The sequence below is a fragment of the Olleya sp. KJ81-1 genome (genome assembly GCF_055808135.1).
The window spans coordinates 1,598,726-1,611,689 of sequence record NZ_CM147854.1; the positions used below are offsets into that span (position 1 = coordinate 1,598,726).

A 12,964-nucleotide genomic window follows, 5' to 3' on the forward strand; every position below is an offset into this window, starting at 1 on the left:
ATGAATTTATTTTGTTATAACAGAGGCAGCTTTAACACTGCCTCTATAGATTTATTATCGTTGTAGATATAAATATCCTGCTCTAGATTTAGTTTCTCCTTCTACAGTATACTCGACTACATAAAAGTATGTTCCAACAGGTAATAACTCATCTTCTTGAATTGTTACTCTTCCGTTTGATCTACCATTAAAATAATTTCCTACAGAACCATAACTAGACGTTTCATAAACAATTACTCCCCATCTGTTATAAATCTTAACTGTATTCTCTGGATATAATTCAATATTTCTAATGATAAACACATCATTATCTCCATCGCCATTAGGTGTAACAGCATTAAATATCTCTAAATCATCTTCCTGAGGCGATGCGTTATTTACATCTAAATAATCTGGTAAACCGTCACCATCACTGTCGACTGCATCATCACCAAATCCAATACCATTATTGTCAGGATCTGGATACTCATCTTCAGTTGGTATACCATCATTATCGTCATCTGTATCCAAATAATCTGGTATAGAATCTCCATCAGTATCATCATTAGTAGGATCATTATCACCTGTTGGATCTATATCTCCATCTTCAAAATCCGTGTTACCATAATCTTCATTGATAGTATCCACTCCATCACCATCATCATCTGTATCCAAATAATCTGGTATAGAATCTCCGTCAGTATCCCCTTCAGATTGTTCAACTCCGTTAGGAACATTATCATTATCACAATCTCCATTTAACCACTCAGTAGATTGAGCTACAGTCGTACTTGCTGCAATAAAATCACATGGGTTTTGTGGGTCTGTACTATCTAATATCTCTGTACCATTAATTACTCCATCACCATCACAATCTAAAGCTTCCCATTCTTCAGAAACTAAAGTTATGTCTTGATTTCCTGCTAAGTAATCACAAGGATCTAATGCATCTGTACCATCACTAACTTCTTGACCATTTGTCACACCATCTCCATCACAATCTGCTGCCAGATATACTTCATCTTGAGGTAATGTAATGCTTGACTCTAAATACTCACATGAGTTATTTGGATCTGTTCCGTCTAATGCTTCTTGTCCATCTGTTACTCCGTCACCATCTGTGTCTGGATCTGTTGGATCTGTTGTGTTTCCTGCTGGATCTGCTGGTGTTAATGGATCATCAACTCCTGTGATTTCCTCTGCATCTGTTAATCCGTCATTATCACAATCTGCTCCTGAATCGATTGGTAAGGTAATACTTGCGATTACATACTCACATGCATCATTTGGATCTGTTCCATCTAATGCTTCTTGTCCATCTGTTACTCCGTCACCATCTGTATCTGGATCTGTTGGATCTGTTGTGTTTCCTGCTGGATCTACTGGTGTTAATGGATCATCAACTCCTGTGATTTCTTCAACATCTAATAATCCGTCATTATCACAATCTGCTCCTGAATCGATTGGTAAGGTAATACTTGCGATTACATACTCACATGCATCATTTGGATCTGTTCCATCTAATGCTTCTTGTCCATCTGTTACTCCGTCACCATCTGTGTCTGGATCTGTTGGATCTGTTGTGTTTCCTGCTGGATCTGCTGGTGTTAATGGATCATCAACTCCTGTGATTTCTTCAACATCTAATAATCCGTCATTATCACAATCTGCTCCTGAGTCGATTGGTAAGGTAATACTTGCGATTACATACTCACATGCATCATTTGGATCTGTTCCATCTAATGCTTCTTGTCCATCTGTTACTCCGTCACCATCTGTATCTGGATCTGTTGGATCTGTTGTGTTTCCTGCTGGATCTGCTGGTGTTAATGGATCATCAACTCCTGTAATTTCTTCAACATCTAATAATCCGTCATTATCACAATCTGCTCCTGAGTCGATTGGTAAGGTAATACTTGCGATTACATACTCACATGCATCATTTGGATCTGTTCCATCTAATGCTTCTTGTCCATCTGTTACTCCGTCACCATCTGTATCTGGATCTGTTGGATCTGTTGTGTTTCCTGCTGGATCTGCTGGTGTTAATGGATCATCAACTCCTGTAATTTCTTCAACATCTAATAATCCGTCATTATCACAATCTGCTCCTGAGTCGATTGGTAAGGTAATACTTGCGATTACATACTCACATGCATCATTTGGATCTGTTCCATCTAATGCTTCTTGTCCATCTGTTACTCCGTCACCATCTGTATCTGGATCTGTTGGATCTGTTGTGTTTCCTGCTGGATCTGCTGGTGTTAATGGATCATCAACTCCTGTAATTTCCTCTGCATCTGTTAATCCGTCATTATCACAATCTGCTCCTGAGTCGATAGGCAAAGTAATACTTGCGATTACATACTCACATGCATCATTTGGATCTGTTCCATCTAATGCTTCTTGTCCATCTGTTACTCCGTCACCATCTGTATCTGGATCTGTTGGATCTGTTGTGTTTCCTGCTGGATCTGCTGGTGTTAATGGATCATCAACTCCTGTAATTTCTTCAACATCTAATAATCCGTCATTATCACAATCTGCTCCTGAGTCGATTGGTAAGGTAATACTTGCAATTACATACTCACATGCATCATTTGGATCTGTTCCATCTAATGCTTCTTGTCCATCTGTTACTCCGTCACCATCTGTATCTGGATCTGTTGGATCTGTTGTGTTTCCTGCTGGATCTGCTGGTGTTAATGGATCATCAACTCCTGTAATTTCCTCTGCATCTGTTAATCCGTCATTATCACAATCTGCTCCTGAGTCGATTGGCAAAGTAATACTTGCAATTACATACTCACATGCATCATTTGGATCTGTTCCATCTAATGCTTCTTGTCCATCTGTTACTCCGTCACCATCTGTATCTGGATCTGTTGGATCTGTTGTGTTTCCTGCTGGATCTGCTGGTGTTAATGGATCATCAACTCCTGTGATTTCTTCAACATCTAATAATCCGTCATTATCACAATCTGCTCCTGAGTCGATTGGTAAGGTAATACTTGCGATTACATACTCACATGCATCATTTGGATCTGTTCCATCTAATGCTTCTTGTCCATCTGTTACTCCGTCACCATCTGTATCTGGATCTGTTGGATCTGTTGTGTTTCCTGCTGGATCTGCTGGTGTTAATGGATCATCAACTCCTGTAATTTCCTCTGCATCTGTTAATCCGTCATTATCACAATCTGCTCCTGAGTCGATAGGCAAAGTAATACTTGCGATTACATACTCACATGCATCATTTGGATCTGTTCCATCTAATGCTTCTTGTCCATCTGTTACTCCGTCACCATCTGTATCTGGATCTGTTGGATCTGTTGTGTTTCCTGCTGGATCTGCTGGTGTTAATGGATCATCAACTCCTGTAATTTCTTCAACATCTAATAATCCGTCATTATCACAATCTGCTCCTGAGTCGATTGGTAAGGTAATACTTGCAATTACATACTCACATGCATCATTTGGATCTGTTCCATCTAATGCTTCTTGTCCATCTGTTACTCCGTCACCATCTGTGTCTGGATCTGTTGGATCTGTTGTGTTTCCTGCTGGATCTGCTGGTGTTAATGGATCATCAACTCCTGTAATTTCTTCAACATCTAATAATCCGTCATTATCACAATCTGCTCCTGAATCGATTGGTAAGGTAATACTTGCAATTACATACTCACATGCATCATTTGGATCTGTTCCATCTAATGCTTCTTGTCCATCTGTTACTCCGTCACCATCTGTGTCTGGATCTGTTGGATCTGTTGTGTTTCCTGCTGGATCTGCTGGTGTTAATGGATCATCAACTCCTGTGATTTCTTCTGCATCTGTTAATCCGTCATTATCACAATCTGCTCCTGAATCGATTGGTAAGGTAATACTTGCGATTACATACTCACATGCATCATTTGGATCTGTTCCGTCTAATGCTTCTTGTCCATCTGTTACTCCGTCACCATCTGTGTCTGGATCTGTTGGATCTGTTGTGTTTCCTGCTGGATCTGCTGGTGTTAATGGATCATCAACTCCTGTGATTTCCTCTGCATCTGTTAATCCGTCATTATCACAATCTGCTCCTGAATCGATTGGTAAGGTAATACTTGCGATTACATACTCACATGCATCATTTGGATCTGTTCCATCTAATGCTTCTTGTCCATCTGTTACTCCGTCACCATCTGTATCTGGATCTGTTGGATCTGTTGTGTTTCCTGCTGGATCTGCTGGTGTTAATGGATCATCAACTCCTGTAATTTCTTCAACATCTAATAATCCGTCATTATCACAATCTGTTATTGCGGTAATTTCTTCAGTAATATCTGGAATGTTATAATTACATTCATTATTAGGATCTGTACCATTTGCAACTTCTACTGAGTCTAAAACTCCATCTCCATCTGAATCGATATCTACTGGTGCATATCCGTCATCTATTGTTACTGTTGCTACACCTTCTAATACAGTTACTATTTCTGGATCTGAATCCGTTGTTGTTAAAGTATCTGTAATATCGGTTGGTAACGTTGTCTCGTCAACATCAACCTCTGTATCTCCTACTGGAATGTCTGTTGCTGTCCATATTCCGTCTATTCCTGTTGTTACTGTCGTTTCGTTTCCGTCAACATCGGTAATAACTATATCTACTCCTTCAATTCCTTCTTCGCCTGCATCTTGAATACCATCTCCGTTGATGTCTTCAAATACAACTCCCGTTAAATCTCCAACTATTGGACTATTCTCAAAGTTGTTATCTGCATCAACTTCGCCTGCTGTTACCGTTACTGGAATACTTCCATCTGTTGTGTCTGTATTTACTACTGTATCACCATCGTCTGTTGTATCACCATCAACTACTTCTGTATTAGCTGGTATTGTCTGTACGATTGTATAGTCTCCAACTGGTACGTCTGTAAATTCATAGGTTCCATCAACGCCTGTTGTTACGGTTGGATCAACTGTTGCTGCATCACCATCATCTAATGTTACTACGATTCCTGATACTGGATCACCATTCTCATCGACTACCGTTCCACTTACGCTTCCTGGTGCTGGACTATTCTCAAAGTTGTTATCTGCGTCAACTTCGCCTGCTGTTACCGTTACTGGAATACTTCCATCTGTTGTGTCTGTATTTACTACTGTATCACCATCGTCTGTTGTATCACCATCAACTACTTCTGTATTAGCTGGTATTGTCTGTACGATTGTATAGTCTCCTACTGGTACGTCTGTAAATTCATAGGTTCCATCAACGCCTGTTGTTACGGTTGGATCAACTGTTGCTGCATCACCATCATCTAATGTTACTACGATTCCTGATACTGGATCACCATTCTCATCGACTACCGTTCCACTTACGCTTCCTGGTGCTGGACTATTCTCAAAGTTATTATCTGCATCAACTTCGCCTGCTGTTACCGTTACTGGAATACTTCCATCTGTTGTGTCTGTATTTACTACTGTATCACCATCGTCTGTTGTATCACCATCAACTACTTCTGTGTTAGCTGGTATTGTCTGTACGATTGTATAGTCTCCTACTGGTACGTCTGTAAATTCATAGGTTCCATCAACGCCTGTTGTTACGGTTGGATCAACTGTTGCTGCATCACCATCATCTAATGTTACTACGATTCCTGATACTGGATCACCATTTTCATCGACTACCGTTCCGCTTACGCTTCCTGGTGCTGGACTATTCTCAAAGTTATTATCTGCATCAACTTCGCCTGCTGTTACCGTTACTGGAATACTTCCATCTGTTGTGTCTGTATTTACTACTGTATCACCATCGTCTGTTGTATCACCATCAACTACTTCTGTGTTAGCTGGTATTGTCTGTACGATTGTATAGTCTCCTACTGGTACGTCTGTAAATTCATAGGTTCCATCAACGCCTGTTGTTACGGTTGGATCAACTGTTGCTGCATCACCATCATCTAATGTTACTACGATTCCTGATACTGGATCACCATTTTCATCGACTACCGTTCCGCTTACGCTTCCTGGTGCTGGACTATTCTCAAAGTTATTATCTGCATCAACTTCGCCTGCTGTTACCGTTACTGGAATACTTCCATCTGTTGTGTCTGTATTTACTACTGTATCACCATCATCTGTTGTATCACCATCAACTACATCTGTGTTAGCTGGTATTGTCTGTACGATTGTATAGTCTCCTACTGGTACGTCTGTAAATTCATAGGTTCCATCAACGCCTGTTGTTACGGTTGGATCAACTGTTGCTGCATCACCATCATCTAATGTTACTACGATTCCTGATACTGGATCACCATTCTCATCGACTACCGTTCCACTTACGCTTCCTGGTGCTGGACTATTCTCAAAGTTATTATCTGCATCAACTTCGCCTGCTGTTACCGTTACTGGAATACTTCCATCTGTTGTGTCTGTATTTACTACTGTATCACCATCGTCTGTTGTATCACCATCAACTACTTCTGTGTTAGCTGGTATTGTCTGTACGATTGTATAGTCTCCTACTGGTACGTCTGTAAATTCATAGGTTCCATCAACGCCTGTTGTTACGGTTGGATCAACTGTTGCTGCATCACCATCATCTAATGTTACTACGATTCCTGATACTGGATCACCATTTTCATCGACTACCGTTCCGCTTACGCTTCCTGGTGCTGGACTATTCTCAAAGTTATTATCTGCATCAACTTCGCCTGCTGTTACCGTTACTGGAATACTTCCATCTGTTGTGTCTGTATTTACTACTGTATCACCATCGTCTGTTGTATCACCATCAACTACTTCTGTGTTAGCTGGTATTGTCTGTACGATTGTATAGTCTCCTACTGGTACGTCTGTAAATTCATAGGTTCCATCAACGCCTGTTGTTACGGTTGGATCAACTGTTGCTGCATCACCATCGTCTAATGTTACTACGATTCCTGATACTGGATCACCATTCTCATCGACTACCGTTCCGCTTACGCTTCCTGGTGCTGGACTATTCTCAAAGTTGTTATCTGCGTCAACTTCGCCTGCTGTTACCGTTACTGGAATACTTCCATCTGTTGTGTCTGTATTTACTACAGTATCACCATCGTCTGTTGTATCACCATCAACTACATCTGTGTTAGCTGGTATTGTCTGTACGATTGTATAGTCTCCTACTGGTACGTCTGTAAATTCATAGGTTCCATCAACGCCTGTTGTTACGGTTGGATCAACTGTTGCTGCATCACCATCATCTAATGTTACTACGATTCCTGATACTGGATCACCATTCTCATCGACTACCGTTCCACTTACGCTTCCTGGTGCTGGACTATTCTCAAAGTTGTTATCTGCGTCAACTTCGCCTGCTGTTACCGTTACTGGAATACTTCCATCTGTTGTGTCTGTATTTACTACTGTATCACCATCATCTGTTGTATCACCATCAACTACATCTGTGTTAGCTGGTATTGTCTGTACGATTGTATAGTCTCCTACTGGTACGTCTGTAAATTCATAGGTTCCATCAACGCCTGTTGTTACGGTTGGATCAACTGTTGCTGCATCACCATCATCTAATGTTACTACGATTCCTGATACTGGATCACCATTTTCATCGACTACCGTTCCGCTTACGCTTCCTGGTGCTGGACTATTCTCAAAGTTATTATCTGCATCAACTTCGCCTGCTGTTACCGTTACTGGAATACTTCCATCTGTTGTGTCTGTATTTACTACTGTATCACCATCGTCTGTTGTATCACCATCAACTACTTCTGTGTTAGCTGGTATTGTCTGTACGATTGTATAGTCTCCTACTGGTACGTCTGTAAATTCATAGGTTCCATCAACGCCTGTTGTTACGGTTGGATCAACTGTTGCTGCATCACCATCATCTAATGTTACTACGATTCCTGATACTGGATCACCATTTTCATCGACTACCGTTCCGCTTACGCTTCCTGGTGCTGGACTATTCTCAAAGTTATTATCTGCATCAACTTCGCCTGCTGTTACCGTTACTGGAATACTTCCATCTGTTGTGTCTGTATTTACTACTGTATCACCATCATCTGTTGTATCACCATCAACTACATCTGTGTTAGCTGGTATTGTCTGTACGATTGTATAGTCTCCTACTGGTACGTCTGTAAATTCATAGGTTCCATCAACGCCTGTTGTTACGGTTGGATCAACTGTTGCTGCATCACCATCATCTAATGTTACTACGATTCCTGATACTGGATCACCATTCTCATCGACTACCGTTCCGCTTACGCTTCCTGGTGCTGGACTATTCTCAAAGTTGTTATCTGCGTCAACTTCGCCTGCTGTTACCGTTACTGGAATACTTCCATCTGTTGTGTCTGTATTTACTACTGTATCACCATCGTCTGTTGTATCGCCATCAACTACTTCTGTGTTAGCTGGTATTGTCTGTACGATTGTATAATCTCCTACTGGTACGTCTGTAAATTCATAAGTTCCATCAATGCCTGTTGTTACGGTTGGATCAACTGTTGCTGCATCACCATCGTCTAATGTTACTACGATTCCTGATACTGAATCACCATTCTCATCGACTACCGTTCCGCTTACGCTTCCTGGTGCTGGACTATTCTCAAAGTTGTTATCTGCATCAACTTCGCCTGCTGTTACCGTTACTGGAATACTTCCATCTGTTGTGTCTGTATTTACTACTGTATCACCATCGTCTGTTGTATCGCCATCAACTACTTCTGTGTTAGCTGGTATTGTCTGTACGATTGTATAATCTCCTACTGGTACGTCTGTAAATTCATAAGTTCCATCAATGCCTGTTGTTACGGTTGGATCAACTGTTGCTGCATCACCATCGTCTAATGTTACTACGATTCCTGATACTGGATCACCATTCTCATCGACTACCGTTCCGCTTACGCTTCCTGGTGCTGGACTATTCTCAAAGTTGTTATCTGCGTCAACTTCGCCTGCTGTTACCGTTACTGGAATACTTCCATCTGTTGTGTCTGTATTTACTACAGTATCACCATCGTCTGTTGTATCGCCATCAACTACTTCTGTGTTAGCTGGTATTGTCTGTACGATTGTATAATCTCCTACTGGTACGTCTGTAAATTCATAAGTTCCATCAATGCCTGTTGTTACGGTTGGATCAACTGTTGCTGCATCACCATCGTCTAATGTTACTACGATTCCTGATACTGGATCACCATTCTCATCGACTACCGTTCCGCTTACGCTTCCTGGTGCTGGACTATTCTCAAAGTTGTTATCTGCATCAACTTCGCCTGCTGTTACCGTTACTGGAATACTTCCATCTGTTGTGTCTGTATTTACTACTGTATCACCATCATCTGTTGTATCACCATCAACTACATCTGTATTAGCTGGTATTGTCTGTACGATTGTATAGTCTCCTACTGGTACGTCTGTAAATTCATAGGTTCCATCAACGCCTGTTGTTACGGTTGGATCAACTGTTGCTGCATCACCATCATCTAATGTTACTACGATTCCTGATACTGGATCACCATTCTCATCGACTACCGTTCCGCTTACGCTTCCTAAACAAGCATTTACTTCATCGTTAGCAGAATTCCCTAAAGTTTGACCTGAATTCACATCTACATCATTAGGTACACCTGTAGTAGAATCTACAGTTCCTGTTAATTGTCCAGTGGAAATATCAACATTAGCTATATCAATATTATCTCCTCCTTCAATTGAATCTGGGCATCCATCACCATCACTATCATTATCTAAATAATCTGGAGTACCATCATTATCTGTATCTAAACTTTGACAAGCAGATAATATTAGTTCTATACCATCGGTACCTGTACCAAATAAACCACCTTGAACAAATTGTAAAGTAAAGGTTGAAATTTCACCATTAATTTGAACTGTACCTGCAGCTGTTCCATCGGAATCATTTTGAGTACTTTCTTGGGTATGTGCAGGATCTGCAGGAGCGTTTATACCTGTATCTGATGCTGTGGAAGACGCTACATTAAAATCAGAAGTTCCTGTTAATTCATTCCAAGTTAAACCATTAAGCAATGTTACAATTGCACCATTTTGAGTTGTAACTCCATCTGTCCCTCCTAACCTATCTAAATGAATGATTGGATTAGTAACAGTAACAGGATTACCAAGTGCGTCTACATAATTAACAGTAAGCGTACTACCCCAAATATATTGGTTTTGTAAAGATGTAGCATTAGCTAAATTTTCTGTCCAAAAAGAATCGTTTGTAAAATTACCAGCTGTAAAATCTATTGCATTTGATGTTGAAACTTCTGCTATAACACCATTACCAAAATCATAAGAAGCTGTATTACCAGCAATAACCCAAGCTCCAGATAAAACCTGAGAAGCACAAGCACCTTCATTTAAATCTAAAATACCATCATTATCATTATCTAAATCACAACCATTTGGCACACCATCATTATCAATGTCAGCACTATCATCGAAACCGTTACATATATCATTTGTATCAATTACTCCATCTCCATCAGAATCACATTGGCCAAATGAATCAAATTGGGTATTATCTGTAGATGTCCCAGCGGTTTGTCCATTGTTTACATCAACATTGTTAGGTACACCTGTTGTTGAATTAACACCGCCATCTAACTGTCCATTAGCAAGAACATTACTAGCTAATATATTATCACCTCCTTCTAACGCATCAAAACATCCATCATTATCAGAATCTAAATCTATTCCATTAGGAATTCCATCTCCATCTACATCATTATTACAAGTTGGTAAGAATTCAAAATTGAAGGCATATCTTCCAACAAATCCTAAATTAGTATATCTAATTTCAATCTGGTCTCCTGGGTTTATGGTTTGAATTTCTGCAACATTAGGTGTAGTGCTAGCTCCACAACAATTAGCCTTAAAAGCTACTCTTGTACCATTTACAAAAACCTCTAAGACATCATCAATGTTAAAGCCTGGACCTCCATAACTTAGCTGTCCAGCTAACTCGAAACTTCTTTTAAAAATTGTTTGATAATAAGGCTGGAAAGCCACATCATTTGTATTAGCACCAACATAATTTACTGGCACTAAACCTGTGCTTGTATTTGTATCAAAAGGACCAGTTTGTGAATTGTAATCTCTAGCATCTGTAAAACTAAAAGAATTTATTCCTAGAAAAGCCTCTCCTCTAAACACTGGTATTCCTACTGATCCATTTAATTGACTATCTTGATTACTATTGTTAAATGTCGAACTAGCAATTGCAAAGTGTCCATCGTAATATTCGGCATCCCAATAGCCATTTGGAAAATTACCATCTTCAATACCATCAGGAACAACATTTCCTGGATTAGACTCGTAACACTCATTTATATCCAATATACCATCATTATCATTATCTAAATCACAACCATTTGGCACACCATCATTATCTATATCAACACTATCATCTGAGCCTTGACATATATCACTACCATCTAAAACACCATCGTTATCTCTATCACATTGTCCATTAGCATCATACGCTAAAGCATCTTGAGAGTTCCCAATAGTTTGTCCATTATTTACATTAACATTGTTTGGTACACCTGTAACCGCATCTATATCCCCATTTAATGATCCATTAGGATTCAGTTCTGTTGGAACTATTCCATCTCCACCTTCTAAAGCATCAAAACAACCATCATTATCTGAATCAAAATCTAAATGATTAGGAATTCCATCACCATCAAAATCATATACATCTGGCACACCATCTCCATTAGCATCAGCATAGTCTGTGAAACTACCATCTCCAGTACCATTGTCTATTGTATCATTCCAATTTGGAATACCATCTCCATCTTCATCATAACTTGGAGAATAGCCATTTGATTCGTCAATATCTAAAATACCATCATCATCATCATCTAAATCATCAATATCACTAAATCCATCACCATCTTCATCTGGTAAAGAAAAAATAAATAATTTACCGTCTCCGTGATCAGCACTTGTTGCAGTAATTCTTACATCCGTAATAAAAGACCCTTGAGGAGCTATATCGTTTACGTAAAAAAGAGCAATACCAATAGTCCCACCATTGGTAACCACTACTCTGTCACTTAACCAATAATCAGAAGTACTAGTTGGAGCTACTACCGTACCAACAGCACCAAAACTACTAGGACTACCGGTTCCTCCATGACCATAGTAAGTAGGACCTTGAGGATTAACAAAAGTAGAACCCAAAGATTGATTAGCACCTCCACCTTCTGGAGTTCCAAAAAACTCAATATGATAGCAATTATTTGCGTTACGTTCTGTAATCGCTATAATACTTCCTGAAGTACTACGTATAGCCGGAGAATATGAAAATGTTTGCTTCTGCGCAATTAAAGTTGATTGAGCTGCTGCAAAATCATTACAAATAGCTTGTCCATTATTACTCGCTTCAAAAAAGTGATTCAAATTTTTATCTTGAAATGCTGCTAAAGCTGATGCATCCCAAGTTGGACTAGCACTAGTAGACTCAACGAGAGTGTTGTTAAGACGCACTCTATTGGCAGCATCTCCACCAGTAGTACCTAGTTGAGTCATAGCATAAGACTGAGGGCTACCAAAATCCACAAAAACTCTTGTGCCTACAGTTATACTCTGAATTGTAGCGGGATCATTAAGCGTCGTTTGCACATCACTCCACTGAAAAGAAACACCTGTTTTTATACTTGGCGCATTAGTCTGAGAAAATAAACTAGTAAAAGAAAATAAAGTAAACACCAATAAACCAAGTGCTTTGTCTCTAGATAATCGAAAAAAGATTTTCATGTTGTTGAGGGTAAGATTATTTAATAATCAATTTTAAAAAATAGTATTTGCTATTAATTGTGGTTTTATCCACACGAAGTGCGAATTTAATTACTTACACTCTTTTAAGATTTAAATACACGCCTAAAAGTGTTAATTTTCGTTAAAGTGTAGTTTTTTCGGACAAACATTACATCGAAAAACAAAAAAATCATTCACATTTTAAAAA

The 12,964-nt window shown here is 39.5% G+C and carries 1 protein-coding gene; it reads right to left on the reverse strand.

Translation table 11 applies throughout. The annotated features are described in order from the left end of the window. Nucleotides 1-54: 54 nt before the first annotated feature. Entirely contained in the window at nucleotides 55-12,756 is a 12,702-nt protein-coding gene (locus tag AC0L3M_RS07690) for a carboxypeptidase regulatory-like domain-containing protein (protein WP_473432404.1), read from the reverse strand. Between the last annotated feature and the right edge of the window lie 208 nt (nucleotides 12,757-12,964).

Bases quoted from the DNA above. Each gene is read 5' to 3' on its own strand.
- AC0L3M_RS07690 (WP_473432404.1), bottom strand. From the start codon at position 12,756: ATGAAAATCTTTTTTCGATTATCTAGAGACAAAGCACTTGGTTTATTG.